The sequence below is a fragment of the Sphingomonas gei genome, assembly GCF_004792685.1.
Classification (GTDB): Bacteria; Pseudomonadota; Alphaproteobacteria; order Sphingomonadales; family Sphingomonadaceae; genus Sphingomonas; species Sphingomonas gei.
Genome location: NZ_SRXT01000003.1, coordinates 208,773 through 234,868 on the forward strand (window position 1 = coordinate 208,773; position 26,096 = coordinate 234,868).

The following is a 26,096-nucleotide window of genomic DNA, read 5'->3' on the forward strand; positions in this document are numbered from 1 at the left end:
GCGCTGCATGCGGCCTGCGCAGGCGTTCAGGCGTGGCGCGCGATCTACCGGGGCAATCCAAAAAGCCGTCGATCCGCACCCGATGCGCGCAACCCTTCTACAATGGTAACCAACAGGTTGATGGAGCCAGAGATGAACGTTGCTGTCGGCACGCTCGGTGAAGATGCCGTGGCACGGGCCAACCCGGTGCCATTGACCGAGCACCCCTATTTTCCCGTCGTCGAGAGCGTGGTTCAACAGCTCGCGGACGGCGCCGACCATCCCGAGGTCTGGGCGGCGCTGGCCGCCGCGGCCGAGCACGACGTGACCGATCTGCGCGATCTGCTGGATGCGCTGCGGCCCGGCCAGAGCGGCGCGATCCTGAAGGGAGTCAACGTCATCGGCGGTGTCCTTCATGCGCTGACGGTGGACCGCCTCGAAGGCATTGCCTTCCTCAACCGGCTGGCGAGCGAACAAGCGAGTTGCCCGCAGATCGCCGGCGCGACGTTCTTCGTACAGCGCCACGGCCAGCCGGGTCTCTCCGCCGACCTATCGGACCGGTTCTGCGAATCCCCCTTCGTCAAGTTCGAGACTCTGATGGACGGCTCGGTAGCGCCGTGCTGCTCGATCTGGACCGAGCAGCGCCTCGGCAACCTCGACGGGCAGACCTTCGAGCAGATATGGAACAGCCCGGCGGCGCAGGACATGCGCGGCAGCATCCTCGACGGCAGCTATCGGCATTGCCACAAGCAACGCTGCGACTTCATCGTCGACGGCACGCTGCCGAAGCGCGACGAGGTGGTCGATCCCGAGTTCCGCGCCATCATCGACGAAGGCCGCACTGAGCTGAGCAGCGGGCCGCGCTGGCTGTTCCTGGCGCACGACGTGACGTGCAATCTGGCCTGCCCGTCTTGCCGCGATGGAATCCTCGTTGCCGATGATGCCCAGGAGCAGCGTTTCGAAGTCATCGAGCGTGACGTGTTCCGGCCGCTGCTCAACGCAGAGGGCGAACCGCTGATCTCGGTTTCGGGGCAGGGCGATCCATGGTCGAGCCCGCATTATCGTTCGATCCTGCGCTACATGTCCGATCATGACGTGAAGGCGAAGCTGGCGATCCACACCAACGCCCTGCTGATGGGCGAAGGGCGCTGGGCGCAGTATCCTGGGCTCGAAAAGTATCGCGCGGCGGTGATCGTCTCGATCGATGCCTGCACGCCCTGGGTCTATCAGGTCGTCCGGCGGCCGGGTAAATGGGAAAAGCTGTACCCGAACCTCGAATTCATCTCCGCCAAGCGCGCGCGGGGAGAATTCAGCGAATATTCGCTGAATACGACTGTCCAGCTCGACAATTATCACGAGATGGCGGGACTGGTCGAACTGACCGAGCGCCTGGGGGCGGATTCGGTGCTGATGTACATGATCCAGAATACCGGCGGGCACCTCGCCAAGGACTTTGCCCGCAAGAATGTCGCGGCTTCGACGCACCCGCTGCATCTGGCGTTTCTCGAGACGCTACGCGACGAGCGGCTGGCCGCGCCGGTCGTACAGCTTTACGATGTGGCGAATTGGCGCGCGCGTGCGTTCGAGGTCGAACTGCCCTCGGACAGCCTGCCCAAGGGCTATAGCCGCGCCGAGCTACAGGACGCGCTGATCGCGGCGCGGGGCAATGCGGAACGCGTCGTGGCGCTGTGCGCCGCCGGCCGGACGCACTTCCGCACCGATCTCGACCTGCTCCTGCTCGAGGCCCAGGCGCTCGCCGCGCTCGGCTTTGCCGAGCAGGGGGCCTATCGGCTCAAGGAGCGCGAGGCGCTGGGCGGCGAGGCGATCGTGCCCGCCACCCTCGGCTGGCAGAACGCCGCTTAAGCTTCCTGGAACTGCAGCGCCGCGAGCCGGGCGTAGAGCCCGCCGGCGCCGACCAGCTCGCCATGCGTACCCGTTTCGACGATGCGCCCTTCGTCCATTACGATGATCCGGTCGGCGGCGCGGACGGTGGCGAGGCGGTGGGCGATCACCAACGTGGTGCGGTTTTCCATCAGGCGGTCGAGTGCGTCCTGCACGAGCCGCTCGCTTTCGGCATCGAGCGCGGAGGTGGCTTCGTCGAGCAACAGGATCGGCGCGTCGCGCAGCAAGGCGCGGGCGATTGCGATGCGCTGGCGCTGGCCGCCCGATAGGCGGGCGCCTGCCTCGCCAAGGAACGTATCGAGGCCCTGGGGCAGCTCGCGCAGGAAATCGCCGGCATTGGCGGCCTCGGCCGCGGCCCAGATCGCGTCGTCGCCGGCATCCCAAGCCCCGTAGCGCAAATTGTCGCGCGCCGAGGCGCCGAAGATCACGGTGTCCTGCGGGACGATCGCCATGCGGCCGCGGATGTCGGCAGGGTCGACCTGGCGGACATCGACGCCATCGACTCGGACCACGCCGCTTTCGGGATCGTAGAAGCGCTGGAGCAGCTGGAACAAGGTCGACTTGCCCGCGCCCGAAGGGCCGACGACCGCGACGGTCTCGCCAGGGCGGACGTCGAGCGTGAAGCCAGTCAGCGCCGAGACTTCGGGGCGGGTGGGATAGCGGAACGTGACGTTGTCGAATTCAACCGCGCCAAGCGGGGGCTGGGGCAGCGGCAACGGGTTGGCGGGGGGAGCGATGTCGGGCTCTTCGCGCAACAGCTCGGCGAGGCGGCTGGCGGCGCCCGAGCCGCGAAGCAATTCGCCATAGACTTCGGTCAGCGCGCCGAACGATCCGGTGACGAGGCCGGCGGTGATCACGAACGCGGTGATCGAGCCACCGGAAATGCGGCCTTCGGCGACGCCGTAAACTGCGTCCCACATGATCAGCGTGATGGCGGTGAAGAGCAGGCCGATCACGGCCGCGGTCATCACCGCGCGCAAGGCGAAGCGGCGCTTAGCGGCCACGAAGCTGCGGGTGACGGCGCCTTCGAAGCGTTCGGCCTCGCGCTGTTCCTGCCCGAAGGCCTGGACGATGCGCATCGCACCCAGGGTTTCGGACGCGATCGAGCCGATATCGGCGACGCGATCCTGGCTCGAGCGCGACAGATTGCGGACCCGGCCGCCGAGCCAGACGATCGGCAGGACGATCACCGGTATGCCGACGAGCAGATAGGCAGCGATCGCCGGGGCGAGCGTGAACAGATAGATGATTCCGCCGGTGCCGGTCAGCAGGTTGCGCAGCGCGGTCGAGACGGTGTTGCCGACGACCATCTCGACGATCGCGGTGTCCGAGGTGAGTCGCGAGGCGATCTCGGACGGGCGGTTCTCCTCGAACCATTTGGGCGGCAGGCGCAGCAGATTGCGGTGCACCGCCATGCGTATGTCCGCGACGGTGCGCTCGCCGACCCACGAAACGAAGTAGAAGCGCACTGCCGTCGCCACCGCGAGCGCGACGACGACGAGCAGGAGGCCCTGGAAATAGACGCCGATCTTGCTGGTGTCGGCGCCTGCGGCGAAGCCGTTGTCGACGATCTGCTTGAAGGTGCGCGGGATCCACAGGGTCGCGACCGACGAAGCGACCAGCGCGAGCGTCGCGGCTGCCAATTGCAGCGGATAACGGCGCGTGAAACGCCACACGACGAGCAGGTTGCTGAGCTTGCGCTGGGATGGAGGAGCGGGCGCAGGGGCGGGTTCGGACATGCGGCGCGGACTAGCGTGAATGCGAGGGGAGGGGAACACTCTCTTGCTCCCATCCCGATGAGAGAGGGAATCGGGAACACCTTCCCGTATTGGAACATTTGGTATGACGACGTTGCACCGCAACACGGCACAGCCTATTAGTAAGATAAGTCGCCACCGTTCCTACGGGTGGACGGTGGAAGGAATTGAATGCTCTACGACGCTTACGAGATTCAGCGCTCGCTCCTCGCCGGGGCCAGCGCATGGGCTAATTTCTCCGCCGGCCTGCTCAACAACCCGGCCAACCCCTTCTCCTATTTCGGCGGCGGCCCGGTGCTCGCTTCCGCGCTGGAGGTGTTCGCGCACGCTTCGGCGCCGCGCGGCAAGCCCGATTTCGGGCTCGACTCGACTACCATAGAAGGCCGTGAAGTCGCGGTGCGCGAAGAGATCGTGCTGCGCAAACCGTTCGGGCAGCTCAAGCGCTTCGTGCGCGAAGGCGTCGAAGGTGGGCCCAAGCTGCTGATCGTCGCCCCGATGTCCGGCCATTATGCCACGCTGCTGCGCGGTACGGTCGAGCGGATGCTGCCGTTCGCCGATGTCTACATCACCGACTGGCGCGACGCCAAGCTGGTGCCGCAGAGCGAAGGCCGCTTCGATCTCGACGATTATATCGATTATCTGGTGGCGTTCCTCGCCCATATCGGCGCCGAGGGAAATGCCCGGCCGCACATGCTCGCTGTCTGCCAGCCCTCGGTGCCCGCGTTCGCCGCGGCGGCGCTGATGAGCGCGGACAAGCATCCCAACCGGCCCAAGACGCTGACCATGATGGGCGGCCCGATCGACACGCGTGAGGCGCCAACCGCAGTCAACACGCTGGCGACCGAGCGTCCGCACAGCTGGTTCGCCAAGAACGTGATCGCCACGATTCCCGTCACCTATCCCGGCGCGGGGCGCAAGGTGTATCCCGGCTTCCTGCAGCTCGCGGGGTTCATGACGATGAACCTCGGCAGCCATATGGTCAGCCATTGGGAGATGTTCCGCCACTTGGTCGACGGCGACGGCGAGAGTGCCGACTCGACGATGTCGTTCTATGAGGAATATCGCTCGGTCTGCGACATGACCGCCGAATTCTATCTCCAGACGATCGACGTGGTGTTCCAGGCGCACGCGCTTCCCAAGGGCGAGATGCTGCATCGCGGGCGGCGGGTGGATCCCTCGGCGATCACCGATGTCGCGATTCTCGCGATCGAAGGCGAGCGCGACGACATTTCCGGGCTGGGACAGACCAAGGCGGCGCTGACCATCGCGGACAAATTGCCGGCGAAGCTGAAAAAGTATCACATGGCGCCCGAAGTCGGCCATTACGGCATCTTCAACGGCTCGAAGTGGCGGACGAAGATCGCGCCGGTGCTCGAGCAATGGATCGCGCAGCACGACTGATCAGTCGTAGGCGGTGACCAAAGCGCTCCACGCGAGGAGCGCGAGCAGTCCCCAGATCGTCACTACGATCAGCACGCCGCCCCAGCTGACCGGGCGGCGGGTGGCGATCTCTGCCTTGGCGCGATGCTCGGCGAACTGGTCGGGCGCGATCATCTTCTCGAACAGCCACACGCCGAGCGGGATCAGGATAGCGTCGTCGAGCAGTCCGAGCACCGGAATGAAATCGGGAATCAGGTCGATCGGCGACAGCGCATATGCCGCGACGAGCAAACCAAACAGCTTGGCATAGAGCGGCGTTCGCGGATCGCGAACGGCGAACCAGATGGCGTGCGCTTCGGTGCGGAGGCGGTGCGCGAGCGAGGGCCCCGTGGTCACGGGACCGCGCTCCGCATCCGCCGGGTCCGCATCAGCTCTCCGCCGTGGTGCTCACCACCGCGTGGCTGCCTTCCTCGCCGCTCTTGATCTTGCCGCCGAACAGCATCTTGAGCTTGCCCGACACCGACATGTCGGTCTCCCAAAGCTCGGCGCTATCGATGTCGAAGCGGAGCAAGGCGAGGTTCGGATCGCTCTTGCCGCCGGGAAACCACGCCTCGACCTGGCTGTTCCACAATTTGTCGATCATCGCGAAGTCGTTGTCGATGCGGGCGACGCCGTCGAGGCAGGCGAAGAAATCGTGCCCCTTGGAGATGAAATGCGCCATCGCGCGGCCGCCGGGGGCTAGGCGATTGTCCTTGCCAATGAAAAAGAACAGAGTGTCGACCTGATCCTCGTCGAGCTGCGCAGTGAGCGGGATGTGATGCTCGGGACTGTCGGTGAGTCCGATCATCACGAACGGGCTGGTCGCCAGCTTCGCCCACAGGTCTTTCTTGAGTTGAATGGTATCGGCCACGATGTGCTCCCGGATTGCGTTCGGGAGAGTAACGATGTGCCGGTTCAGGCGTTCCCGAGCGATGCGGCGGCGCCGAGCAGTTCGAGGTCGGTGCGGTTGACCAATGCGACCGGAACTTCGGAAAGCTGGCGGCGGAACGCAGCCTTGCCCTCCATGCGGCGGCGGAAACCCGGATCCATCAGCTGGGGCTGGAGCGCGCGGGCGATCGCGCCGGTGAGGAACACGCCGTCCCACGCGCCATAGGCCAGCGCGAGATCGCCGGCGAAACTGCCGAGATGCTCGACGAACATGCGCACCACGGCGGTGCTCACCGGATCGCGGCCGATGCCGCGGGTGACGTCCTCCGGCTTTTCCAGCTTCTTGCCGCCCGACAATGCCTCGTAGGCGAGCAGCAGCCCGGGTGCCCCGAGCAGGGTCTCGATGTCGAAGACGATGCCCTTCGACGTGCAATATTGCGCGAAGGTGCGTTCGTCGGCGCTGCTTGCCGCGAACGACATGTGCCCCGCCTCGGTCTGGAGCGCGCTGAGCTTGCCGCCGGCAGTGATGAGAGCGGCGACGCCGAGGCCGGTGCCGGTGCCGATCACGACATAATTGCCGCCGGCCTCGACCGGCTTTGGCGCGGGCCCCTGCAGCGGGGTGAAGGCGGCTACCGGAAGCATGGTCAGCGCGAGCGCGTTGGCGGCGCATTCGTTGAGCGCCTGCGGTCGGACCCGCAGCACCGCTTCGACGCCCGAAAGCGAGATGTACCAGCGGCTGCCGGTCAGGTTGATCAGATCGCCGCGCACCGCGCCTGCCACGGCGAGCACGCTCGGCAGCCGGGCTTCCTGCAGGCCGACTCCGTTCAGATAGGCGACCAGCGCGCTGGTGAAAGTGGGATGCTCGGCAGTCATGAACTTGCGAATGTCGCGCGGCATCAACCCGGCGTCCCCGCCGGTCAGTCCGAACCGAACCGATTGGCGGCCGATATCGGCCACCAAAGCCACGTCTCCTGCCATTTGCGGCCCCTCCTCATGGCCTCCTTCCGCGGAGGCTCGACGCTGGTATCGCTAACACTTGTTACAGAAACAACAACAAGGTGCGGTGCAAGGCCGTCGACGGCCAGAAGAGGCTATGTTGCGCGGCGGGTGTCCGGACGCAAGATGGTGGTTCTCCGTAGCGGGGTGCCCCTAGGCACCCCGCTCGACATCACAGAACTTCGAACAGCCCCGCCGCGCCCATGCCGCCGCCGATGCACATCGTCACGACGACGTACTTCGCCCCGCGACGCTTGCCTTCGATCAGCGCGTGTCCGGTCATGCGTGCGCCCGACATGCCGTACGGATGGCCGATCGAGATCGCGCCGCCGTTGACGTTGAGCAGCTCGCCCGGGATGCCGAGCTTGTCCTGGCAATAGAGCACCTGGACCGCGAAAGCCTCGTTGAGCTCCCACAGGCCGATATCGTCCATCTTCAAGTTGAAGCGCTCGAGCAATTTGGGGATCGCATAGACCGGGCCAATGCCCATCTCGTCGGGCTTGGTGCCAGCGACCGCCATGCCGACATAGCGGCCGAGCGGGGTGAGGCCGCGCTTCGAGGCTAGCGATTCCTCCATCAGCACGCTGGCCGAGCTGCCGTCCGAAAGCTGCGAGGCATTGCCTGCGGTGACGGTGCCGTTGGGGAGTACCGGGTTGAGGCCCTTGAGGCCTTCCAGCGTGGTGTCGGCGCGGTTGCCTTCGTCCTTGGAGAGCGTGACTTCCTTTTGCGAGACTTCCTTGGTCTCCTTGTTGACGACGTTCATCGTCGCGGTGACCGGGACGATCTCGTCGTCGAACTTGCCCGCGGCCTGCGCGGCGGCGGTGCGCTGCTGCGACTGGAGCGCATATTCGTCGCAGCGATCGCGCCCGATGCCGTAGCGCATGGCGACGACTTCGGCGGTCTGGAGCATCGGCATGTAGATGTCGTTGTGGATCGCCAGCAATTCGCGATCGGGCTCGACGCGCATCTGCGGGGTCTGGACGAGGCTGATCGATTCCACGCCGCCGCCGATGGCGATGTCCATATTGTCGACGATGATCTCCTTGGCCGCAGTGGCGATCGCCATCAGCCCCGAGGCGCATTGCCGATCGACCGACATGCCCGCGACGGTGACGGGCAGGCCCGCGCGGAGGAGAGCGGTGCGCGCGATGTTGCCGGCCTGGCTGCCCTGCTGGAGCGCGGCGCCGAAGATCACGTCCTGGACTTCGGCGGGATCGATGCCGGCGCGCTCGACCGCGGCCTTGATCGAATGGCTGCCGAGGGTGGGGGCGGGAAGCGCGTTGAACGCGCCGCGATAGGCGCGGCCGATCGGCGTGCGGGCGGTGGAGACGATGACTGCGGAGCGAGACATGGGTTCTTCTCTCTTCTGCTCCCCTCCCTGAAAAGGGAGGGGGCTGGGGGTGGGTGCCGACGCAGCAGCGTCGGCCTTTTCTTTGGCGGAGAGAGGCTCGCTTATGGCTCGCCCACCCCCGACCCCTCCCTTGCAGGGAGGGGAAATTCTCAGTTCAGACGTAAATCAGCGCGATCCATTCGGCGATCAGCGCGGGTTTGTCTTCGCCCTCGATCTCGAGAGTGTATTCCTGGACCTGCTCCCAGACGTCGGGCTTGCGCTCGGCGAATTTGAGCAATTTGAACCGGCCGCGAACGCGCTTGCCCGAGCGAACGGGCGTCAGGAAGCGGACTTTGTTGCCGCCGTAATTCACTCCCATCTTCATGCCCGCGATCTTCGGCGTGCCGGCCTTGGCGGCGAGCATCGGCATCAGCGAGAGCGACAGGAAGCCATGCGCGATCGTGCCGCCGAACGGCGTCTGCGCGGCGCGTTCGGGATCCACATGGATGAACTGGTGGTCGCCGGTCGCCTCGGCGAACTGGTCGATCATCGCCTGGGTGACCACGACCCAATCGGACACACGTTCGGTGCCGATGCTCTCGGCCATCTGCTGAACGGTGATCGATGCCGTCGTCACTGGGCTTCTCCCCCACCACGTTTCCGCGCGGCGCAGCCCCATCTAGTGAATCCGGGGGGGCTATCGCAAGCCTCACCCGACCGAGAATTTGAAAATGCCGACTGACGTAGCGTCGCGTTCGCTTGGCAGGCAGGGTCTGGTGGCCAAGCGAGCGAACCCGATGTTCTAAAATATTCGATTCGTCAGTTTTCGTCTGGACCCTTGTCGGTGCGCGTGGCCGGCTGCACTTCGGGATAGGGCATGATCAGCGTGCCGTCGGGCGCAGCGGTGTAGCTGGCCTGGGCAGGGTAGGGCAGGTTGATCCCTTCCTGCGCGAAGCGGCGCAGGATCGTGGTCGCGAGCTTGTTGCGGACTTGGTGCGCAATGGTCCAGTCGCTGCCGTCGAGCTCGACGATGAACTCATAGTCGAGCGTGCTGGCGCTGAAATTGGCAAAGCCGTTGCGCACTGCGCGGGCACCGCATTGTTCGGCGATCTCCGTCAGGATCTGCGGCAAGCGGTCCAGCACGTCGGGCGGCGTCTCATAGGCGACGCCGAGCATCCAGTTGAACCGGATCAGCCGGCGGTCGCTGAGGTTCTGGATCTCCTTGTCGAGCAATTGGCGGTTGGAGATTATCCGCAATTCGCCGGTGACCGAGCGCAGGCGCGTCGACTTGAGCCCGATCTCCTCGATCGTCCCGTCGCTGCCGTCATATTTGATGTGCTGGCCGACCCGAAACGGGCGGTCGAAGATGATCGACAGCGCGGCGATGAGGTCGCCGAAAATGCCTTGCGCCGCCAGACCGATCGCGATGCCGCCGATGCCGAGACCCGCAACCAGGCCAGTGACGTTGACGCCGACATTGCTGAGCACCATCACCGTGGCGATCGCGAACAGCACGATCGAGACGAGCAGCCGGATGATCCCGATCGCGCTGGCCAGGCCTTCGCCGCTATAATTCTCGGAAGTGGTGCGGTGCTCGATCGCGCCGAAGATCAGCTCGCGCACCCAGATCGCGACCTGGAACACCGATGCGATGGTGAACAGGAAGCCGATCGTCGTCGACACCATAACCGGGGGATTGGCATATCCGGAGACCAGCCGCAGTGCGGTCATGATGATGAAGAAATTGCCGGTCTTCGACAAGGCGCGTCCGACTACCGAATACCAGTTCGCAATGCCCGAACCCCGCTGGCACAGGCGCATCGCCCAGGCGCGCACGGCATGAAGCGAGACGACGATGATCGCGGCGACGCCGGCGGCGATGGCGATGTTGAGCCAGTGGCTCTCAACCCACACCAGCGAGTCGTGAAAGAGCGTGGTTGCCTGCGCCTGCAGGTCCGGACCCGCGGGGATGAGCGGCTTATTGGCGGTCGTATTGGTCATGAAGGTCGTCAGGCTGCCTTGGCTTGCGGCGTGGCGCTCTCTTCGAGGAAGAAGATCAGGCCGCGCTCGTAACGATTGAGGTAGCGGGTCGCGCGTGGCAGGCGCAAGCGCTCGCGGAAGTCGCCCTGCGCCGCCTTGTCCTTGGCCAGCTCGATCAGCCGCGGATGGACATAGGATTTGCGCGCGATCGAGGGCGTGTTGCCGAGCGCCTCGGTCACCGGCTCAAGCACCGATTTGATGCCGATATAGAAATCGGCGGTGGCGAGCGCGCGGAAGGCGATGACGCTGGCGCCCCAGGTGCGGAAGTTCTTGGCGGTGAAATCGTCCGCCATCGCTTCGCGAAGATAGGCATTGACGTCGGTCGACGTGACGGGATGGGCCTCGCCTGCCTCGTCGACCCAACGGAACAGGTTCTGGCCTGGCAGGTCCTGACAGCGCTTGACGAAGCTGCTGAGCGTCCGGTCGGTGATCGTCATCACCCGCAATTTACCCGATTTGGCGCGGAACTGCAGCTTGAGCGTCTGGCCCCTCACCTTGACGTGGCGCTTGCGCAGCGTCGTCGCGCCGAAGCTCTTATTCTCCTGCGCATAGGATTCGTTACCGACGCGGATGCTGCCGAGATCGAGCAGGCGGACCACGGCGGCGACGGCCTTCTGCTTGCACATGCCGCGCAGCTTGAGGTCGGCCTCGACGCGCTCGCGCAGCTTGGGCAGGCGATGGCCGAAGCCGGCGCAGCGATCATATTTCGCCGCCTCCTGCGCCTCGCGGAAGCCGGTGTGATAGCGATATTGCTTGCGGCCCTTATCGTCCCAGCCGACCGCCTGGATATGGCCGTTCGGGTCCGGGCAGAACCAGGCGTCGGTATAGGCAGGGGGGAGGCCGACCTTGTTCAGCCGGTCGATCTCGTCGCGATCGGTGATCCGATTGCCGTCCGGGGCCCAATAGCCCCAGCCGTGGCGAACCTTGCGCCGCGTGATTCCCGGTTCATGATCGTCGACATAGACGATGGCGTCGAGCGTCATCGGGCCTCCTCAATTGTCGCGTTGAATGCGCGGCCCGTCGCTTCGTTCCGGAACCTGCGGCAGGGTGCAGAAGTTTGGCCCGCAACTCCCCCGGAAAAAGAGGAACTCCTCATGGCCGATTTGTCCCAGGCGCGCGTGCTGATGCTCGCCACCGATGGTTTCGAACAATCCGAGCTGTTCGAGCCGCGAAAGGCGCTGCTCGATGCCGGCGCGCACGTGACCCTCGCGTCGCTCAAACTCGATCCGATCACCGGCGAGAAAGGCGGCGAAAAGGGCGAGAGCATCACCCCCGACACCACGATCGAGCAAGTCGAGACCCAGGGCTATGACGCGCTGGTGCTTCCCGGCGGCGTGGCCAATCCGGACAAATTGCGCATGAACAAGCGCGTAGTGGAGATCGTCCGCGAGTTCGTCGAGGCCGACAAGATCGTCGCGGCGATCTGCCATGCGCCCTGGCTGCTGATCGAGGCCGACGTCGTCGACGGCCGCCGGGCGACCAGCTGGCCGTCGCTGCGGACCGACCTGGCCAATGCCGGCGCGAGCGTGCTCGACGAGCCGGTGGTGGTCGACGGCAAGCTGATCACCAGCCGCAAGCCCGACGACATCCCGGCGTTCAACCGCGCGGTGATCGAGGGGCTGGAAGAGCTGCTGGTGACAGCCTGAAGCGATTGATCCAGCGTTGCGCCGGGCGCTCTACCCCATGGTAGAGCGCCACCGACGCGCCCAGCAACAGCAGCAGATACAGCGCGATGAGCGGCCAGGCGACGGCCTGCGGATCGCTGACCAAGGCGAGCTTGAAGGTCTTCCACAGCAGCGAGTGGCTGAGATAGGTCGCGAAGCTGATCTCGCCGAGATAATGTAGCGGGCGCAGATCGAGCGGGTTGCCGCGCATCCCGCTGGTCAGCGCGAAGCCGAGCAGGGCGCCGGCAAAGATGGCGGGCACCGCGAACGGCTGCGGCAATGCGCCTGCGTGGAAGGCCGCGGCGACGGCCAGGGCAGTCAATGCCGCGCCGATTGCCGGCAGCAATGGCCGCACCTGCCACCGCCACCACAAGGCGCCGACGATCGTCCCGGTGACGAACTCGACGACGCAGCGGATCAGCCCCATTTGCGGGATGAAGTCGCCAAGATCGGGAACGCCGCGGACATGCCAGATTGCCGCGAGCCCGAGTAGCAGCACCGCGATCATGCCGATCAGCGCAGCGCTGGACCAGCGGCGCCAATCGACGCACATCACCAGCAGCGGAAAGACGAGATAGGCGAAGAGCTCGGTGGAGATCGACCAGGCCGGATCGTTCCACGACAGCGTCTCCGCGCCGAGCCCCCAGGCCTGGACCAGCAGAAGATGTGCGGGAAACTCGGCGAAGGGAAAATGCGGGTCGGGCCGTCCGCGCAGCCAGAACAGCAGCGCGAGGAGGCCGGCATAAGCGAGCATCGTGGCGTGGAGCGGCCAGATCCGGGCGATGCGCTTGCGCAGGAATCCCGGCACCTGTTGCCACCCTCCCGCGAGCCGGCCGTGCCACGTCATCCAGATGACGACTCCGGAGAGCAGGAAGAAGAAGTCGACCGCCAGATAGCCGTGGGCGACCAATCGCATCGCGCCGCCGGGCAGTCCAATCGAATGCCGGATATGGAAAAGGACCACCGCCCAGGCGGCGATCCCGCGCAGCGAGGTGAGCGCGCGGAGCTCGGCGGCCGGCTTCATGCCGTCGCGGCGCGGGGGGGCAGCAATGGGCGCCACGCGCTTTCGGCGCGTTTGCGGGCGCAATAGGTGTCGAGCCCGATCTGCGCGCCGATCAGCATGTAGACGAACGGCTGGAAGGCGATCGCGATGAACACGGCGCCGAGCAGATAGATGAAATGCGCGCTCTGCAGCGCCGAGGCGAGCGGGGCGATCCATTCCTGCCCGGGCTCGGGCTTGCGATAGCGGCGGCGGAGCAATTCCATGCGGAACAGCCCGGCCAGATTGATCATCAGCCAGATCGACAGGCCGGGCCAGCCCTGCTCGCCGAGCATCTCGAAATAGGCGCTGTGATAGGCGCGCGCCTTGTCGACCTCGAGGCTGCGGTCGACCTTGGCAGTGCTCCCGTCTTCCTTCTGGATCGCGACCTTCTCGTAGCGGATCTGGTTCTGGCGATAGGCTTCGAAGCCCCCGCCCATCGGGTGGGTCTTCACATAGTCCATCGTCCACTGCCACACGGCGATCCGAGTCGAGGCCGAGGCATCGGCCTGATAGGATTTGATCGTCTCCATCCGCTCGGTGAACGCCGAGGGGAGGAAGGGGACGACCGCAAGCCCGAGCGCGCCGAGCGCCCCCAGATAGACGAACTTGCGCCTGGTATCGCGGATCATCAGCAGCGCGAGCAGGCCGATGCACAGCAAGCCCGTACGCGTCGACGTGCCGACCGGGATCAGCAGGCAGGCGAAGATCAGCGCGTAGCTGAACGTCTTCACCTTCCAGTCGGGTGCGAAGATCGTGCCGTGGCGCGTGAACCAGACGATCAGCGGGATGATCGCGATCGCCACGGTCGAGATCGTCGAGCCTTCGTAGAGCCCCGAATTGTTGGTCACCATCAGGTTGAGCTCGCCATAGCCGCCGCCCGAGCCGACTGTCTTGATCCCGCCGACGATGATGATCGAAGCCGCGGAGAGGATCATGAACAGCAGCAGCGACTCGATGCGCAGCCGGGTGCGCAGGGTCAGCGGCAGGAAGGCGGCGAAGACCAGTGCCTTCCACACCCATTCCCATTTGTCCTTGGCCTCGAGCGGGAAATCGGCGTGGAGCGTGGTGTAGAAGCAATAGCCGAGCAGCAGCAGGATCAGGAACTGGCGCGGGGCGACGCGAACATCCTTCTTGTCGTCGAACGCCAGCCAGCCGAGCACTGCCAGCGCCACCGCCATCATCGAGATCGGGACCGAATTGAGCAGCAGATAGGTCAGCCGCTGCGGCGAGACGATGTCGATATAGGCATAAGCCAGCACGAACAGAAACGGCCGGCGAAATCCGGTTCCGAGCAGCGCCGCCAGAAATGCAATGAAGGCGAGATCACGCACCGGGCTTGCCCCAGCGGCTTTTCTTCGGATTGGCGGGCTGGTCGTTCGGCCCGGGCTCGCGATCGAGGTCGGGCCGGCGCAGCAGCAGGAATGCCGCGAGCAGCATCAGCCCGTGGGAGAGCCCGAGCGATAGATTGTCGATCATGTGTGCTCGCGGCGCTCCTTTGGGAAGGGGGTGTAGCGAGGTTGGGTTGACGCGGCGTAAACTAGGGGGGCCGGTGGGTAACGCAGGCTTGGCCCAGCGTGCGGCGCCGACGACGGCGGCCGACTTGATTGACTCCCCTGAGTCGCTGGCATTTGGCGGGTTGAAAGCCAACCGTTCGGTTGGCTATCCGGACGGCGGCGCGAAATTTTCCGCGTGATGAAATCGCATTACCTGCAAGTAGTTGTGCCGGCTGACATGCGCTCGATCCGCGCCGGGTGCCGCCGCTTGATTGACTCGTGCTTGACGGGTCTGCGTGTTTTTGGGCGGTGCGAGTCAAGCGCGATCGTGGTGGTTCGGTGTCACGAAGTCAAAGAGCGGACGGCACTGCCGACCGCCTGAGGCAAGCACGCGAAATCCTACATTGCAAGCGCCACGAGAAATGGCTTGAAAGCTGCCATTCGTATCCTTCAATCCCGAATCAGTCCGTTGATAACGAGCGCTACGCGCGTCTCCCGAGCGCCGTGCCTGATCCGGCCGGAGCGCTCCAGCTCGGCAAGCCCGTGCAAGGCAGCCCAAAGCGCCTCGGTTACGGTCTCGACGTCGCCGGCTCGGGGCGTGACGACCGCCGCCAGCGCCGAAAAGGCGTCCTTCAGCTCTGCTTTGGTGTCGTCTTCCGCAAAGCGAAGGCCGATGGGCAAAGCGAACATCGCTTCGTAGAGTGCCGGCTGCTCGCCCGCGAAGTCCAGATACGCCATCGCGACGTTCCGAGACGCATCGCGGCCATCGATCGATCCGTCGGCGGCTTTTCGAAGCGCAATTGCGAGATCCCGAAAACCCTCGACCGCGACCGCCGCCACGATCGCGTCCCGGTTCGCGAAGTGCGAGTACAGGACCGGCTGACTATATTCGATTTCTTCCGCGAGACGACGGACCGTTACCGCGTCCCAGCCATCGCTCGCTGCGATCAGCCGGGCGGCGGCAGTGATGCGTTGCTCGCGCTCCCTGCGTTCCCTGCGCTTCCTCTCTGCAATGCCCATGGTCCACTTCCTCCTGCCCATGCGTGGTCACGTCATCTAACTATGCTTGAATATCTAGCGATGCTAGAATATATACCGTAGCATGAAGGAGACGGCGATGCATTGGTTTTCAATCGGAGTGGCGCTGCTGGCAGCGGTCGGAATCATCCTGGTAGGCGGCATGTACCTGTTCAATCCGAGGGCCGCGACGCAGAGCTTTGGCCTGCCGCTTCCGGAAGCCGGAGCGAACATTGCCTGGTGGCTTCGCCTCAAGGGCGTCCGCGACGTCGTTTCCGGGCTGGTAGTGCTGGCGCTCGTAATATGGGGAACCCCGCGGCTGCTCGGCATCGTCCTGATGATCGAGGCGATGATACCCGCCGGCGACATGTCGCTCGTCCTGACTGCGAAAGGCTCGACGGCGACCGCCCTCGGCGTGCACGGCCTGACGGCCGGGTTGATGATCCTGGCCGCCATCCCGCTGATCATGGGTCTGGCCTGATGCTGCACACAGCTTCGAGCTGGCTCCTGGTCGCCGCGTTTTGCGGGGCGGGCCTGTTCAACGCGATCGGCACGCCCGCGACGCAGAGCAGCTTCATCCGCTGGGGTTACCCGGCGTGGTGGTGCCGCGTCACTGGCGGGTTGGAGATATTCACCGCCGCCCTGATCGCGCTTCCGGTAACGCGCGGGGCCGGCCTGATCCTCGGTGCCGTCATCGTCGTCGCCGCGATTTTGACCGTCCTGAGACATCGCGACTTGTCCCACCTTGCGCCTCTGGGCTTGTTCGCCGCCTTGCTAATACTAGTCACCGTAGCGGCCTGAACCGCGATTTTTGCGCCGGGCGATTGGCAGGCCTGGAATCGCGTGCCCCCGCATCTCGCTTCGGAGTGCGGTTGACCCGCCATTAACTGCTCGCGTGGCAGAGCGGCGCCATGCGGATTCTCCATATCCTCGATCACGGGCTGCCGCTGCACAGCGGATACACGTTCCGCACTCGGGCGATCCTCAAGGCGCAGATGGCGCGGGGCTGGGAAGTGGCGGCGGTGACCGGGCCGCGGCACGGCAAGTTCGACGCCGATGAAGAGACCATCGACGGCATCCGCTTTCACCGCACCCCGCGGGTGAATTCGGGGCCGCCGGTGCTGGGCGAGATGCGCGAAGTCGCGGCGTTCGCGCGGCGCATCGAAGCGGTGGCGCGCAAATGGCGACCCGATCTGCTCCACGCCCATTCGCCGGTGCTCGACGCGATGGCGGCGCAACGCGTCGCCGACCGGCTTGGGCTGAAGCTGGTCTATGAGATCCGGGCGTTCTGGGAAGACGCCGCGGTCGGCAACGGCACCGGGCGCGAGGGCAGCCTGAAATATCGCGCGACTCGCGCGCTCGAGACGCGGGCGGTGCGCAAGGCCGACGCGGTCGCGGTGATCTGCGAGGGGCTCAAGGACGATCTGGTCGGGCGCGGGATCAATCCCGCCAAGATATTCGTCTCGCCCAATGGCGTCGATCTCGCGATGTTCGGAGCACCACTGCCTTACGATCGAAAGCTGGCGGAGGAACTCGCAGTCGAGGGCGCCGAGACGATCGGCTTCATCGGCAGCTTCTACGATTATGAAGGGCTCGACATATTGATCGAGGCGATGCCGGCGCTGGTTGCGGTGCGCCCGTCGATGCACCTCATCCTCGTCGGCGGCGGGCCGATGGAAGCTGCGTTGCGGGCGCAGGCCGAGGCCTCGCCCGTCGCAGAGCGGATCCGTTTCGTCGGCCGCGTGCCACACCAGGAAGTCGAGCGCTACTACAGCGTGATCGACGTGCTGGTATATCCGCGCAAGCATATGCGGCTCACCGATCTGGTGACGCCGCTCAAGCCGCTCGAGGCGATGGCACAGCTGCGGCTGGTCGCGGCCTCCAATGTCGGCGGGCACCGCGAACTGATCCGCGAGGGCGACACCGGTACCTTGTTCGCGCCCGACGATCCGGCGGCGCTCGCGACTGCGGTCGGGGCGCTGTTCGCCGAACGCGACCAATGGGATGCCCGCCGGGCACGGGCGCGCGCTTTCGTCGAGGAAGAGCGTAACTGGGCAGTCAATGTCGCGCGCTATCAATCTGTTTACCAAAATCTTGCAAGGTCGCTTCCCATGAACGACTCGCGGTCGCACGCTTCTCCGGTGAACGCATGAACCTCCCCGTCGCACCCCTTGTGGCCGGTGTGCTCGGCGGGATCGTCGCGCTTGTCGCCCTCGCGGTGCCGACTGCGACGCTCGAAGCGCTGGTGATGGGCAGCGGGCTAGCCGCGATCCTCGGCGCGGCCGAGCCGCCGCTCGGCTTCACTGCACGTGCCATTCTCGCATTAGGCTCGGGCGGCTTCGTCGCTTCGTGCAGCTGGTTCGGCCTCTCGATCCTGTTGGGCGCGCGCTCGGTGTCCTGGGGCGCCGACGAGCCCGACACGTTCGGAGACGTCGCGACGCCGGTGCTCCGCCGTGCCGATGCGCATCCCGACGCGCCGCCGCGCCCGCCGCTGCTGGCGACGCGCGATCTCGGCAGGCCGTTTCTCGAGCCGCGGGCCGCCACCAAGCCGAAGCCGGCTGCTATCGAATTGCCGGCTGCGACGCTTGCCGAACCCGTCGAGCAGCCCTTGCCCAAGGATCTCGATCAGCCGCTTTCGGCCTTCGATCCTGCCGCGGTGCCCGAAGTGCCGATCCCCGCTCCGGTGACACCGCCGCCGCTGCGGCGCATGGCGCAGCCGCCGGTGTTCGACGAGAGCGAGCGTTTCGAAACCTTCGAACTCACTCCCTCCGTCCGGCCCAAGCCTTCGCTCGTCGTGGACGACCCTGCGCCGGCACCGCGCGAAGAGGCGATCGCGCGTCCCGAGACCGACGCTACCATTCATGCCTTGCTCGAGCGCCTCGAGCGCGGCGTGGTGCGCAAGGCCAGGACCATCACTCCCCCCGCAATGCCCGCCCCGCGGGTCGAGCGCCGCGCCAAGCCGCGCGGGATCGAGGACACGCTCGTCACGCTGCGCAACCTGGCCCAGCGCGCCTAGCGCTCCTCCACGGTCAGCGCCTCGAGCGCGATCGTCACCGTTGTGCCGTGGCGCGTCACGTGGATGACGGTGATGTCGGCTACCAGATAGCCGCGCAGCGCGAACTCGGCTTCATCGAGGCCGACCAGCCAATAGTCGAGCATCGGGCTCGCGCCGGCCCTCAGCGTCAAGGCGTGCCGCGCGCCGGTGAACGTCGCGCTCGCCCAGCGCGTCCAGTCACTGGTGGTGATCGCGATCGGGCAGCCGGCCGCCGCGGCGGCGGCAACGAGTGCGCGCTCTAGCTGAGTCGCTGCATCGGGGCCCCGGCTCATTGCTGTATCTCCTGTGCGGCGAGGAAGGCCTCGAGCCGCGCGACCGTGGGTGGGCGCGGCTCGCGGCCGTTGCGCAGGTCGTGCACGAGGCGCGGGTCGCCGATCGCCAGCCGGCCGAATTTGGTCGCGGGCATTGCCGTCCGCCCCAGGAATTTCTCGATCTTACGATGCACCGACATGGCCCTTCTCCTACGCGAGTCGCTGTACTATGATCTTGTTTTGTTCTTCATTTCCTACTTGTCTAGGAAAAATCCTATGCGTATGAGGTGAGCATGGAACCGGCCGCGCAACGCGCCGCGCTGGAAGCGCTGATGACGGAGCAGGGCGCCAGCTTCTCCGAGCTGTCGCGCGTGATCGGGCGCAACCCTGCCTATCTCCAGCAATATGTTCGCCGCGGCTCGCCCCGCGAACTCGCCGAGCGCGACCGCGCGTTGCTCGCGCGCTTCTTCGGCGTCGCCGAGTCGCGGCTGGGCGGGCGCGAAGCCGAGGGGCTGACCGAGATTGCTCGGCTCGACGTGCGCGCCTCTGCCGGTCCGGGGCGGCTGGCGGAAGAAGAAGCTGCGCGGCGCCCGGGGGCACTGTCCCAGGCGCTGTTGCGCGAGCTCGGAGTGCGCCCCGCCGCGGCCTCGATGATCCGAGTCGAGGGCGATTCGATGGAGCCGACGCTTTCCGACGGCGACGAGATCCTCGTCGATCGCGACCGCCGCGAGGTCCGCGGCAAAGGCGGGATTTTCGTGATCAGGCTGGACGGGGTGCTGATGGTCAAGCGCCTGCGGCTGGCGGTCGGCGGGCTGGAAGTGGTCAGCGACAATCCGGCCTGGCCGGCGCGGCTGGTGCGCGGCGCGGATATCGAAGTGATCGGCCGCGTCGCGTGGCTGGGGCGGGCGCTGGTCTAATCGAAGCGGTTATGGCCGATCGTCCGACACGGCAGTAACGATTGCCGGATAGTGATGGGAGTAGCGAAATGCTCGCGATCGATGGCGGCGGCTCGGTCAATGCCGCTTATGCCCGCGGACCCGCCCCGGTAACCGGCGGCCCCGACCCGAAGCAAGTCGAGCGCAATTATCAGGTGCCCGACGACAAGGTGATCGAATGGAGTCCGAGCCTGTTCGGCGCGATCCCGCTGGGCGGCCTGGGCGGGACGCGGACGATCACGCAGACCGAAGGCACATTGCTCGACAATCTGACGCGGGACCGCGGCTTTGTCGGGCTCAACACCTTCAAGAACATCGCCGACGAGGCCTTCTCGGTCTCCGAGCAGCGCGTGCCGCCGGCGACGACGATCCCCGCCGATGCCCAGCGCCAGATCGCCGCGCTGCCGCCCGAGGAACAGGCGCTGGCGGCGCGGGCCTATCCGAAGAATGACGGGCACACCGACGCCTTCCGCCATGCCTATTGGAACGCCCGCCTGACGTCCGAGTTCGGCGAGAACTGGACGAAGCAGTTCACGACGGCGCATGAAGGGCTGCCGGGCAACGGCGCGGTGCGGGAGGCGATGGATTTGTACAATAATGAAGTCGGTCGCCGGATCGCGGTCGAGAATCCGAATGCCTCGCCCGACGAACTGGCCGATCTCGTCCAGAAGGCGCTCGACGATGGCGAGTTGATGGTGGTGGATCGCGGCGGCCATCTCGCGGCCAGCGACGATGTCGCGCGCGGGCAGCACGGAATGGCCGATCCGACGCCCGCCAATGGTGTCATCGACACGCCCAAGGGCGATGCGAGCGCCGGCGGCTCGTGAAGATGCTGCTGGGCCTGGCGCTAGCGCTGGCCGGCTGTGGGGGAGCGCAGATGAACTTCGACAGAGCGGGCTGGGCCGCCGAGCGCGGCAATTATGATGGCGAGAGCCGGCGGGGCGGGATGGTGGCACAGCTCGACGATGCCGGGATCACCGTCGGCGCGGCGCGCGAGACGGTGCGGTCGCTGCTCGGCGAACCCGATTCGACCGGACCCGCGGCGGACATCTATTTCCTCGGCCGCAGCGCGACCGGGCCGAGTTTCGAGACCTACCGGATCGACTATGATTCGGCTGGCAAGGTGCGCGCGGCGCGAGTCCAGCGCAGCTAGGTTCGGCTTCCGGGCGGTCGCGTCCAGCCACGCCAAGTCGGGCCGGCGCGAAATCCGACATGGATAGCGGCACCCGCGAGCGCCGCTATCACCCCCACGACCAGGCTGTCGAACAGCATCAACGGCCAGATGAGCGCGGCGGACTGGCCTAGTGCGACCTTGTGGTTGACTCCGTGGAGCGCCTGCGCGGGGAGCATCGCGGCGAAGAACAGCAACAGCACCAGGACCGCGGTCGGCAGATACAGCGTCACTGCCCTCCACAGCGACATCGATCGATCTTCGACCAGCTCGGCGATCGCCCAGACCATCACCCCCGCCGAGACGATATCCCCCACGATCGAGATCGCCTCGCGCGGGATCGGCGGAAACCGGCCGCTCAGCCAGGCCAGCGCGGCGCTGACGGCGATCATCACGGCAAGCGCGAAGCCGGTGCGCAGCAGCACGCGCGGCGGGATCCGCAACGCCCGGCGCACCGACCCGTCAAACGCCCAGAGCCTTGCGGTCAGCAAGATCGCGAAGGCGAAGCCGGCGAGCTTCACATAGCCGAATCCCCAGCGCAGCGGACTGTCGGCGAGGGCGTGTGCCGCTTCGCGACTGTCGAACATGCCGAGGTTGATCTCGACGACATGCTGGGCGAATTCGGGAATCACTGCGATCGCGACGATGATGGGGGCGACGAGAAGCGTCCTGCCCCCAAGGCGATAGGTCTCGTACAGGGCGCGGACCACGCCCTTGCCTGCACTCCAGATCGCTTGCGTGACCTGGCGCATGCCGGGGCTAACGAGTCCGGAGGCGATCGATGAGCCAGACCGCGATCAGCAGCGCCAGCCCCACGCCGAGGCCCGCAACGAACCCGATCGAGGCCTGGCCCCGGATCGCGCCGATTACCGACCCGGCGATGAGGCTGATCGCCAGAAGAAAGCCGCCGGCCATCGGGGTGCGAGAGGAAGATCGTGTCATGCGGATGCCTTACCCGGTCCGGCTCCGCCGCGCTACTGCGCCGCCGCCGGCGCGGTCCGTGCGCAACATGGTTAGCGGCGCTTCACCTTGCTGAGCCGCGAAAGCTTTAGATTCCTGTGAGATACGAAGATGCGTCGGTCTGGCGGCCGCGCGTAGTTGGAGTCTTCATGGAACATCTGCCCTATCTTGCCGATACGCGCGAAGTGGCCGACGCCGCCGAGCTGATCCGCTCGTTCGGCGAAGATGCCGGCTCCGAGGCCGCTGCGCGTGCCGATCGCAGTCGCGATCTGGGCAACCACATCCACTTCTGCCGCTGGCGGCAGATCGAGCGGCTCGTCGTGCTGATGTCGATACCGCGCGCGGTGGGGACAATTCACTAGACCCGGCCAGACCGTGCTCAAGGACATCGGCCTTGTATTCGAAGCCGCGCGGGCCCATCTTATATCCGCTACAGTCGCATTTGAACGGTCTTTGGGCGCTTTGCGGCTCCTTTTTTCCTTCCTAGCCTCCGCAGCACGAGGTCCGCCCACACGGGGCGCGCCGACCATAGAAGGAAAACATCATGAGCCAGCAGGGCACCGTCAAGTTCTTCAATGCCGACAAGGGCTATGGCTTCATCGCCAGTGACAATGGCGGCCCGGACGCATTCGTCCACATCACTGCGGTCGAGCGCGCTGGTCTCCAGACGCTCAGCCAGAACCAGCGGGTCACCTATGACCTCGAGCCCGACAAGAAGGGCAAGATGGCGGCGGTCAACCTCCAGGCCCAGTAAGGTCTCAAGCGGCGCTCGTCTCGGCGGGCGCCGCTTTGCCGATCTGCCCATTCGGAGAGAGCCATGACTGATCTAGCAGGTACTTATCGCGGCTATGCCGACCGGGCTCAGGCCGATGCCGATGCCGCGACGCTCGAGAATGTGCGCGAGCGCAACCAGCGCGCCGCCCAGGCATGGGCGCAAATGGCCGAGCGCCAGGAGCGCACCGACCGCGGCCGCGCCGTCCGCGAAAACGCCGCCGCCGCCGCACGCGCCGACCTGCAGGCCGACGCCCAGGCGAACTGAATTGAGGCCGGGCCGGTCGCGCACCGGCCGGTTGCCCCGAGGAGCTTAAGGCGAGCTCGGGGGTTGAGGCTGTCCCTCCAGGACCGGCCGCTTGAATGACGCTTCCCCAGATTCTATCGGTCGCCGTGCTCGCCGGCATGATGTTCCTCTTCATGTGGGGGCGATTCCGCTACGATCTGGTCGCCGTGATGGCGCTGCTGGCGGCGCTGGCGGTCGGCATCGTCAAGCCAAAGCACGCCTTTAGCGGCTTTTCGGACGACATCGTCATCATCGTCGGCTCGGCGCTGGTGCTTTCGGGCGCGGTGCAGCGCTCGGGCGTGATCGAAGGCGTGATGCTGCTATTCCAGCGGCGGGTCCGGCGCATCCGCTCGCAATTGCTGCTGCTATGCGCCAGCGTCGGTTTCGCCTCGGCGCTGGTCAAGAATATCGGCGCGCTGGCGATGATGATGCCGGTGGCGTTCCAGATGGCGAAGCGCTCGAACACCAGCCCGGCGGTGTTCCTGATGCCGATGTCGTTCGCTTCGCTGCTCGGCGGTCTGATCACGCTGATCGGCACTTCGCCCAACATCATCGTCAGCCGCGTGCGCGAGGAGATGACCGGTCAGCCGTTCCAGATGTTCGACTATGCCCCGGTCGGGCTGGGGCTGACGCTGGTAGGCTTGGTCTTCCTGCGCTTCGGCTATCGGCTGCTCCCGCGGGGTCGCCGCGCCGCCCCGACGCTGGGCGAGGCGATGGACATCCAGGACTATGTAACGGAGGCCGAGATCCCCGGCGGGTCGCCTGCGATCGACGAGACCGTCGCCGAATTTCGTGCCCGGCACGATAATGAAGTGTCCGTCACCGCGATCGTGCGCGGAGGCATTCGCAGCACCCCTTTCCCCGACAGCACGCTCAAGCCCGAAGACCTGTTGATCCTCGCCGGCGCGCCCGACGCGCTGGAGCGAGTCATCGCCGCCGACGGACTCGAACTCGAGGGCCAGCACCGCGGCAAGCCCGAGGGATCGGGGCGCGAGGTCGGCGTGCTCGAGGCAGTGATCGGCACCGACAGTCCGCTGATCGGGCGGACCGCGGGGCGGCTGGGGCTGCACGAGCGCTTCGGCGTCAATCTCATCGCGGTGTCGCGACAGGGCGAGCGGCTGGCGACGCGGCTGGCCGATGTCGAGCTGCGCGCCGGCGACGTCATCGTGCTGCAGGGGCCGCTCGAATTGCTGTTCGAACAGCTCGGCGCGCTCGGCTGCCTGCCGCTCGCCGAGCGCACGTTGCGGCTGGGCAGCGTGCGCAAGGGCCTGTTGCCGCTGGCCATTCTCGGTGTGGCGATGCTGGCGACCGCGACCGGCTATGTACCCGTGGCGGTGGCCTTTTTCGCGGCAGCGGCATTGACCGTGCTCAGCGGCGCGCTGCCGGTGCGCGAGGCTTATGATCATGTCGAATGGCCGATTCTAATCATGCTCGGCGCGCTGATCCCGGTCAGCGACACGCTGCGCACGACCGGCACCACCGAACTGATCGGCGACTGGCTCTCGCATTTCGCCGCGACCTTACCGCCCTGGGGCGCAGTGGCGTTGATCCTCGCCGCGGCAATGGCAGTGACGCCGTTCCTCAACAATGCGGCGACGGTGCTGGTGATGGCGCCGATCGCCGCGACCTTCGCGACCGGGCTCGGCTATCGCCCCGAAGCGTTTCTGATGGCGACGGCAGTAGGCGCGGGCTCCGATTTCCTCACCCCGATCGGCCATCAGTGCAACACGCTGGTGATGGGGCCGGGCGGGTACAGGTTCGGCGATTATGCACGGCTCGGCGCGCCCTTGTCGTTGCTCGTGCTGGTCGTCGGTACCCCGCTTATCCTATGGACGTGGCCGGTGCATTGAGCGGAGGTGATATGGCGCGGGTGGCGAGGATCGAGCGGACCGGCGGTCCCGAAGTGATCGGCTGGGTCGATGTCGAACTGCCGCCGCCGGGCCCGGGCGAAGTGCGGATGCGCAATGTCGCGGTGGGGCTGAACTTCATCGACACCTATCATCGCTCCGGGCTGTATCCGCTGCCGCTGCCGAGCGGGCTAGGCCAGGAGGCCTCGGGCGTGGTCGAAGCCGTGGGCGAAGGCGTCACGGATTTCGTGCCGGGCGACCGCGTGGCCACCTTCGGGCCGCCGATCGGCGCTTATGCCACCGAGCGCAACCTGCCGGCGGCGAGCCTGTTCAAGCTTCCGGACTCGGTCGACCATGAGACCGCCGCCGCCGTGCTGCTCAAGGGGCTGACCGTCGAGTTCCTGGTCGAGCGCGCGGCGAAGGTGCAGCCGGGCTGGACGGTGCTGGTCCATGCCGCGGCGGGCGGTGTCGGGCAACTCCTGGTCCAGTGGCTCACGGCGATCGGCGCGCAGGTAATCGGCACCGTGGGGAGCGAAGGCAAGGTCGCCGTTGCCCGCGCCGCGGGCGCCGACCATGTGCTGCTCTCGCGCGCCGACGACATTGCGGCGCGCGTCCGCGAGATCACCCGGGGCGAAGGCGTGCCGGTGGTGTTCGACGGCGTCGGCGCGGCGACCTGGGCGGCATCGCTCGCGGCGACCGGGCGGCGCGGACTGATCCTGAGCTACGGCAATGCCAGCGGCCCGGTCGAGGGCGTGGCGCTGGGCGCGCTCAACACGCATGGCTCGCTGTTCGTCACGCGACCCAAGCTGTTCGATTATTATGTTACGCCTGAAGAGCGCATGACGGGGTCGCAGAGGTTGTTCGAGATGCTCAACAATGGCGCAGTGCACCCCGAAATTGGGCAAAGACTGGCGCTCGAAGACACCGCCGAGGCGCATCGATTGCTCGAGGCGGGCAAGACGATAGGATCGACCCTGCTGCTACCTTAAGGAATCGAGATAGCTGGGTGTCCCAGTAGGGACAGGCCGGGCTTATGTGCGAAAGTTGGTTCCTAAGGTTAGAATAACACGGGACGAAATATCGACTCGGTCATGCTGTGCACTTGGCGTGAATCCGATGGATCGTCTTAAACTATCTGTATAGATACTTAGCACTCGCTTGTTGCGGATATCCCCCTGTGCTAGTCCCCGATCCGGGGTCGCTCTCTAGTTCGTGAAGTCCGCCGAGACGGACGTGTAAACGCGTGCGCTTGATGGGAGCGCTGGTTGCGGTTGCGCGACCGGCGAGCAGGGG

31 protein-coding genes are annotated in these 26,096 nt (G+C 66.0%); 15 read left to right on the top strand and 16 right to left on the bottom strand.

The window, feature by feature from the left end:
- Positions 1 to 132: 132 nt before the first annotated feature.
- Complete coding sequence (locus E5A73_RS08145; protein ID WP_135963323.1) at positions 133 to 1,842, top strand: SPASM domain-containing protein; 1,710 nt, start codon at positions 133 to 135, stop codon at positions 1,840 to 1,842.
- Here the strand turns inward: E5A73_RS08145 and E5A73_RS08150 are convergent.
- Complete coding sequence (locus E5A73_RS08150) at positions 1,839 to 3,620, bottom strand: ABC transporter transmembrane domain-containing protein (protein WP_135963324.1); 1,782 nt, start codon at positions 3,618 to 3,620, stop codon at positions 1,839 to 1,841. The two genes, E5A73_RS08145 and E5A73_RS08150, sit on opposite strands and share 4 nt — an antisense overlap.
- A gap of 189 nt (positions 3,621 to 3,809) precedes the next feature.
- Between E5A73_RS08150 and E5A73_RS08155 the strand changes: the two genes are divergently transcribed.
- Positions 3,810 to 5,039 (top strand): polyhydroxyalkanoate depolymerase, encoded by a 1,230-nt coding sequence (locus E5A73_RS08155; protein WP_135963325.1) that lies wholly within the window; start codon positions 3,810 to 3,812, stop codon positions 5,037 to 5,039.
- On the opposite strand, the gene E5A73_RS08160 is transcribed toward E5A73_RS08155, so the two are convergent.
- The 7 genes from E5A73_RS08160 to E5A73_RS08190 all read right to left on the bottom strand — a co-directional run bounded on the left by E5A73_RS08160 (position 5,040) and on the right by E5A73_RS08190 (position 11,294).
- Positions 5,040 to 5,414, bottom strand: a complete 375-nt coding sequence (locus tag E5A73_RS08160; protein ID WP_135963326.1) for a YkvA family protein — start codon at positions 5,412 to 5,414, stop codon at positions 5,040 to 5,042.
- Positions 5,415 to 5,445: 31 nt separating this feature from the next.
- Positions 5,446 to 5,928 carry a pyridoxamine 5'-phosphate oxidase family protein gene (locus E5A73_RS08165; protein ID WP_135963327.1) on the bottom strand — a complete coding sequence of 161 codons (483 nt, stop codon included), beginning with the start codon at positions 5,926 to 5,928 and terminating at the stop codon, positions 5,446 to 5,448.
- Positions 5,929 to 5,972: 44 nt separating this feature from the next.
- Positions 5,973 to 6,923 carry a glucokinase gene (locus E5A73_RS08170; protein WP_135963328.1) on the bottom strand — a complete coding sequence of 317 codons (951 nt, stop codon included), beginning with the start codon at positions 6,921 to 6,923 and terminating at the stop codon, positions 5,973 to 5,975.
- A 190-nt stretch (positions 6,924 to 7,113) separates the two neighbouring features.
- Positions 7,114 to 8,292, bottom strand: a complete 1,179-nt coding sequence (locus E5A73_RS08175; RefSeq protein ID WP_135963329.1) for an acetyl-CoA C-acyltransferase — start codon at positions 8,290 to 8,292, stop codon at positions 7,114 to 7,116.
- Positions 8,293 to 8,446: 154 nt separating this feature from the next.
- On the bottom strand, positions 8,447 to 8,878 hold the full coding sequence (locus E5A73_RS08180; RefSeq protein ID WP_206366449.1) for a MaoC family dehydratase: 432 nt from the start codon (positions 8,876 to 8,878) through the stop codon (positions 8,447 to 8,449).
- A 212-nt stretch (positions 8,879 to 9,090) separates the two neighbouring features.
- Positions 9,091 to 10,272 (bottom strand): mechanosensitive ion channel family protein, encoded by a 1,182-nt coding sequence (locus E5A73_RS08185; protein WP_135963331.1) that lies wholly within the window; start codon positions 10,270 to 10,272, stop codon positions 9,091 to 9,093.
- Positions 10,273 to 10,280: 8 nt separating this feature from the next.
- Positions 10,281 to 11,294, bottom strand: a complete 1,014-nt coding sequence (locus E5A73_RS08190) for a DNA topoisomerase IB (RefSeq protein ID WP_135963332.1) — start codon at positions 11,292 to 11,294, stop codon at positions 10,281 to 10,283.
- Between the two features lie 111 nt (positions 11,295 to 11,405).
- On the opposite strand from E5A73_RS08190, the gene E5A73_RS08195 reads away from it, so the two are divergent.
- On the top strand, positions 11,406 to 11,957 hold the full coding sequence (locus tag E5A73_RS08195) for a type 1 glutamine amidotransferase domain-containing protein (protein ID WP_135963333.1): 552 nt from the start codon (positions 11,406 to 11,408) through the stop codon (positions 11,955 to 11,957).
- Here E5A73_RS08195 and E5A73_RS08200 read toward each other — a convergent pair.
- From E5A73_RS08200 to E5A73_RS08210, 4 genes are all read right to left on the bottom strand, one after another.
- Positions 11,908 to 12,999, bottom strand: a complete 1,092-nt coding sequence (locus E5A73_RS08200) for an acyltransferase family protein (protein WP_135963334.1) — start codon at positions 12,997 to 12,999, stop codon at positions 11,908 to 11,910. The genes E5A73_RS08195 and E5A73_RS08200 overlap by 50 nt on opposite strands.
- A complete protein-coding gene (locus E5A73_RS08205; protein ID WP_135963335.1) occupies positions 12,996 to 14,348 on the bottom strand; it encodes a putative O-glycosylation ligase, exosortase A system-associated in 1,353 nt (450 codons plus the stop codon). Before E5A73_RS08205 ends, E5A73_RS08200 begins: the two co-directional genes overlap by 4 nt.
- The gene (locus E5A73_RS21345) at positions 14,341 to 14,493 is read right to left on the bottom strand and encodes a hypothetical protein (protein ID WP_168355859.1); all 153 of its coding nucleotides are present in this window, start codon (positions 14,491 to 14,493) and stop codon (positions 14,341 to 14,343) included. The genes E5A73_RS08205 and E5A73_RS21345 overlap by 8 nt, the downstream gene beginning before the upstream one ends.
- A gap of 467 nt (positions 14,494 to 14,960) precedes the next feature.
- Positions 14,961 to 15,530 (bottom strand): TetR/AcrR family transcriptional regulator, encoded by a 570-nt coding sequence (locus tag E5A73_RS08210; RefSeq protein WP_135963336.1) that lies wholly within the window; start codon positions 15,528 to 15,530, stop codon positions 14,961 to 14,963.
- An 82-nt stretch (positions 15,531 to 15,612) separates the two neighbouring features.
- Between E5A73_RS08210 and E5A73_RS08215 the strand changes: the two genes are divergently transcribed.
- From E5A73_RS08215 to E5A73_RS08230, 4 genes are all read left to right on the top strand, one after another.
- On the top strand, positions 15,613 to 16,008 hold the full coding sequence (locus E5A73_RS08215; protein ID WP_206366426.1) for a DUF4267 domain-containing protein: 396 nt from the start codon (positions 15,613 to 15,615) through the stop codon (positions 16,006 to 16,008).
- Positions 16,008 to 16,328 (top strand): DoxX family protein, encoded by a 321-nt coding sequence (locus E5A73_RS08220; protein WP_135963337.1) that lies wholly within the window; start codon positions 16,008 to 16,010, stop codon positions 16,326 to 16,328. Before E5A73_RS08215 ends, E5A73_RS08220 begins: the two co-directional genes overlap by 1 nt.
- Before the next feature lie 110 nt (positions 16,329 to 16,438).
- The gene (locus E5A73_RS08225; RefSeq protein WP_135963338.1) at positions 16,439 to 17,680 is read left to right on the top strand and encodes a TIGR04063 family PEP-CTERM/XrtA system glycosyltransferase; all 1,242 of its coding nucleotides are present in this window, start codon (positions 16,439 to 16,441) and stop codon (positions 17,678 to 17,680) included.
- Positions 17,677 to 18,543, top strand: a complete 867-nt coding sequence (locus tag E5A73_RS08230) for a hypothetical protein (RefSeq protein ID WP_135963339.1) — start codon at positions 17,677 to 17,679, stop codon at positions 18,541 to 18,543. Before E5A73_RS08225 ends, E5A73_RS08230 begins: the two co-directional genes overlap by 4 nt.
- Here the strand turns inward: E5A73_RS08230 and E5A73_RS08235 are convergent.
- On the bottom strand, positions 18,540 to 18,854 hold the full coding sequence (locus E5A73_RS08235; RefSeq protein ID WP_135963340.1) for a hypothetical protein: 315 nt from the start codon (positions 18,852 to 18,854) through the stop codon (positions 18,540 to 18,542). The genes E5A73_RS08230 and E5A73_RS08235 overlap by 4 nt on opposite strands.
- Positions 18,851 to 19,033 (bottom strand): hypothetical protein, encoded by a 183-nt coding sequence (locus E5A73_RS08240; protein WP_135963341.1) that lies wholly within the window; start codon positions 19,031 to 19,033, stop codon positions 18,851 to 18,853. The genes E5A73_RS08235 and E5A73_RS08240 overlap by 4 nt, the downstream gene beginning before the upstream one ends.
- Before the next feature lie 93 nt (positions 19,034 to 19,126).
- Between E5A73_RS08240 and E5A73_RS08245 the strand changes: the two genes are divergently transcribed.
- The 3 genes from E5A73_RS08245 to E5A73_RS08255 all read left to right on the top strand — a co-directional run bounded on the left by E5A73_RS08245 (position 19,127) and on the right by E5A73_RS08255 (position 20,921).
- On the top strand, positions 19,127 to 19,750 hold the full coding sequence (locus tag E5A73_RS08245) for a S24 family peptidase (protein ID WP_135963342.1): 624 nt from the start codon (positions 19,127 to 19,129) through the stop codon (positions 19,748 to 19,750).
- 68 nt (positions 19,751 to 19,818) lie between these two features.
- The gene (locus E5A73_RS08250; protein WP_135963343.1) at positions 19,819 to 20,595 is read left to right on the top strand and encodes a wnt family protein; all 777 of its coding nucleotides are present in this window, start codon (positions 19,819 to 19,821) and stop codon (positions 20,593 to 20,595) included.
- Positions 20,596 to 20,645: 50 nt separating this feature from the next.
- Positions 20,646 to 20,921 carry a hypothetical protein gene (locus E5A73_RS08255; RefSeq protein WP_135963344.1) on the top strand — a complete coding sequence of 92 codons (276 nt, stop codon included), beginning with the start codon at positions 20,646 to 20,648 and terminating at the stop codon, positions 20,919 to 20,921.
- Here E5A73_RS08255 and E5A73_RS08260 read toward each other — a convergent pair.
- Together E5A73_RS08260 and E5A73_RS08265 are read right to left on the bottom strand one after the other, a co-directional pair.
- Positions 20,918 to 21,691 carry a hypothetical protein gene (locus E5A73_RS08260; RefSeq protein ID WP_135963345.1) on the bottom strand — a complete coding sequence of 258 codons (774 nt, stop codon included), beginning with the start codon at positions 21,689 to 21,691 and terminating at the stop codon, positions 20,918 to 20,920. The genes E5A73_RS08255 and E5A73_RS08260 overlap by 4 nt on opposite strands.
- 7 nt (positions 21,692 to 21,698) lie before the next feature.
- Complete coding sequence (locus E5A73_RS08265; protein ID WP_135963346.1) at positions 21,699 to 21,881, bottom strand: hypothetical protein; 183 nt, start codon at positions 21,879 to 21,881, stop codon at positions 21,699 to 21,701.
- 167 nt (positions 21,882 to 22,048) lie between these two features.
- Between E5A73_RS08265 and E5A73_RS08270 the strand changes: the two genes are divergently transcribed.
- The 5 genes from E5A73_RS08270 (at position 22,049) to E5A73_RS08290 (ending at position 25,792) form a co-directional block, all read left to right on the top strand.
- Complete coding sequence (locus E5A73_RS08270) at positions 22,049 to 22,261, top strand: hypothetical protein (RefSeq protein ID WP_135963347.1); 213 nt, start codon at positions 22,049 to 22,051, stop codon at positions 22,259 to 22,261.
- Positions 22,262 to 22,443: 182 nt separating this feature from the next.
- Complete coding sequence (locus E5A73_RS08275) at positions 22,444 to 22,653, top strand: cold-shock protein (RefSeq protein ID WP_135963348.1); 210 nt, start codon at positions 22,444 to 22,446, stop codon at positions 22,651 to 22,653.
- Between the two features lie 63 nt (positions 22,654 to 22,716).
- On the top strand, positions 22,717 to 22,938 hold the full coding sequence (locus E5A73_RS08280; RefSeq protein WP_135963349.1) for a hypothetical protein: 222 nt from the start codon (positions 22,717 to 22,719) through the stop codon (positions 22,936 to 22,938).
- Between the two features lie 95 nt (positions 22,939 to 23,033).
- Positions 23,034 to 24,806, top strand: a complete 1,773-nt coding sequence (locus E5A73_RS08285) for an SLC13 family permease (RefSeq protein WP_135963350.1) — start codon at positions 23,034 to 23,036, stop codon at positions 24,804 to 24,806.
- Between the two features lie 11 nt (positions 24,807 to 24,817).
- A complete protein-coding gene (locus tag E5A73_RS08290; protein ID WP_135963351.1) occupies positions 24,818 to 25,792 on the top strand; it encodes a quinone oxidoreductase family protein in 975 nt (324 codons plus the stop codon).
- Positions 25,793 to 26,096 lie beyond the last annotated feature (304 nt).

Bases quoted from the DNA above. Each gene is read 5' to 3' on its own strand.
- E5A73_RS08270 (WP_135963347.1), top strand. From the start codon at position 22,049: ATGGAACATCTGCCCTATCTTGCCGATACGCGCGAAGTGGCCGACGCC.
- E5A73_RS08245 (WP_135963342.1), top strand. From the start codon at position 19,127: ATGGAACCGGCCGCGCAACGCGCCGCGCTGGAAGCGCTGATGACGGAG.
- E5A73_RS08285 (WP_135963350.1), top strand. From the start codon at position 23,034: ATGACGCTTCCCCAGATTCTATCGGTCGCCGTGCTCGCCGGCATGATG.
- E5A73_RS08180 (WP_206366449.1), bottom strand. From the start codon at position 8,878: ATGGCCGAGAGCATCGGCACCGAACGTGTGTCCGATTGGGTCGTGGTC.
- E5A73_RS08200 (WP_135963334.1), bottom strand. From the start codon at position 12,999: ATGAAGCCGGCCGCCGAGCTCCGCGCGCTCACCTCGCTGCGCGGGATC.
- E5A73_RS08195 (WP_135963333.1), top strand. From the start codon at position 11,406: ATGGCCGATTTGTCCCAGGCGCGCGTGCTGATGCTCGCCACCGATGGT.
- E5A73_RS08290 (WP_135963351.1), top strand. From the start codon at position 24,818: ATGGCGCGGGTGGCGAGGATCGAGCGGACCGGCGGTCCCGAAGTGATC.
- E5A73_RS08190 (WP_135963332.1), bottom strand. From the start codon at position 11,294: ATGACGCTCGACGCCATCGTCTATGTCGACGATCATGAACCGGGAATC.
- E5A73_RS08170 (WP_135963328.1), bottom strand. From the start codon at position 6,923: ATGGCAGGAGACGTGGCTTTGGTGGCCGATATCGGCCGCCAATCGGTT.
- E5A73_RS08275 (WP_135963348.1), top strand. From the start codon at position 22,444: ATGAGCCAGCAGGGCACCGTCAAGTTCTTCAATGCCGACAAGGGCTAT.
- E5A73_RS08175 (WP_135963329.1), bottom strand. From the start codon at position 8,292: ATGTCTCGCTCCGCAGTCATCGTCTCCACCGCCCGCACGCCGATCGGC.
- E5A73_RS21345 (WP_168355859.1), bottom strand. From the start codon at position 14,493: ATGATCGACAATCTATCGCTCGGGCTCTCCCACGGGCTGATGCTGCTC.
- E5A73_RS08265 (WP_135963346.1), bottom strand. From the start codon at position 21,881: ATGACACGATCTTCCTCTCGCACCCCGATGGCCGGCGGCTTTCTTCTG.
- E5A73_RS08220 (WP_135963337.1), top strand. From the start codon at position 16,008: ATGCTGCACACAGCTTCGAGCTGGCTCCTGGTCGCCGCGTTTTGCGGG.
- E5A73_RS08240 (WP_135963341.1), bottom strand. From the start codon at position 19,033: ATGTCGGTGCATCGTAAGATCGAGAAATTCCTGGGGCGGACGGCAATG.
- E5A73_RS08225 (WP_135963338.1), top strand. From the start codon at position 16,439: ATGCGGATTCTCCATATCCTCGATCACGGGCTGCCGCTGCACAGCGGA.
- E5A73_RS08145 (WP_135963323.1), top strand. From the start codon at position 133: ATGAACGTTGCTGTCGGCACGCTCGGTGAAGATGCCGTGGCACGGGCC.
- E5A73_RS08260 (WP_135963345.1), bottom strand. From the start codon at position 21,691: ATGCGCCAGGTCACGCAAGCGATCTGGAGTGCAGGCAAGGGCGTGGTC.
- E5A73_RS08280 (WP_135963349.1), top strand. From the start codon at position 22,717: ATGACTGATCTAGCAGGTACTTATCGCGGCTATGCCGACCGGGCTCAG.
- E5A73_RS08230 (WP_135963339.1), top strand. From the start codon at position 17,677: ATGAACCTCCCCGTCGCACCCCTTGTGGCCGGTGTGCTCGGCGGGATC.
- E5A73_RS08235 (WP_135963340.1), bottom strand. From the start codon at position 18,854: ATGAGCCGGGGCCCCGATGCAGCGACTCAGCTAGAGCGCGCACTCGTT.
- E5A73_RS08215 (WP_206366426.1), top strand. From the start codon at position 15,613: ATGAAGGAGACGGCGATGCATTGGTTTTCAATCGGAGTGGCGCTGCTG.
- E5A73_RS08185 (WP_135963331.1), bottom strand. From the start codon at position 10,272: ATGACCAATACGACCGCCAATAAGCCGCTCATCCCCGCGGGTCCGGAC.
- E5A73_RS08250 (WP_135963343.1), top strand. From the start codon at position 19,819: ATGCTCGCGATCGATGGCGGCGGCTCGGTCAATGCCGCTTATGCCCGC.
- E5A73_RS08155 (WP_135963325.1), top strand. From the start codon at position 3,810: ATGCTCTACGACGCTTACGAGATTCAGCGCTCGCTCCTCGCCGGGGCC.
- E5A73_RS08210 (WP_135963336.1), bottom strand. From the start codon at position 15,530: ATGGGCATTGCAGAGAGGAAGCGCAGGGAACGCAGGGAGCGCGAGCAA.
- E5A73_RS08255 (WP_135963344.1), top strand. From the start codon at position 20,646: ATGAACTTCGACAGAGCGGGCTGGGCCGCCGAGCGCGGCAATTATGAT.
- E5A73_RS08150 (WP_135963324.1), bottom strand. From the start codon at position 3,620: ATGTCCGAACCCGCCCCTGCGCCCGCTCCTCCATCCCAGCGCAAGCTC.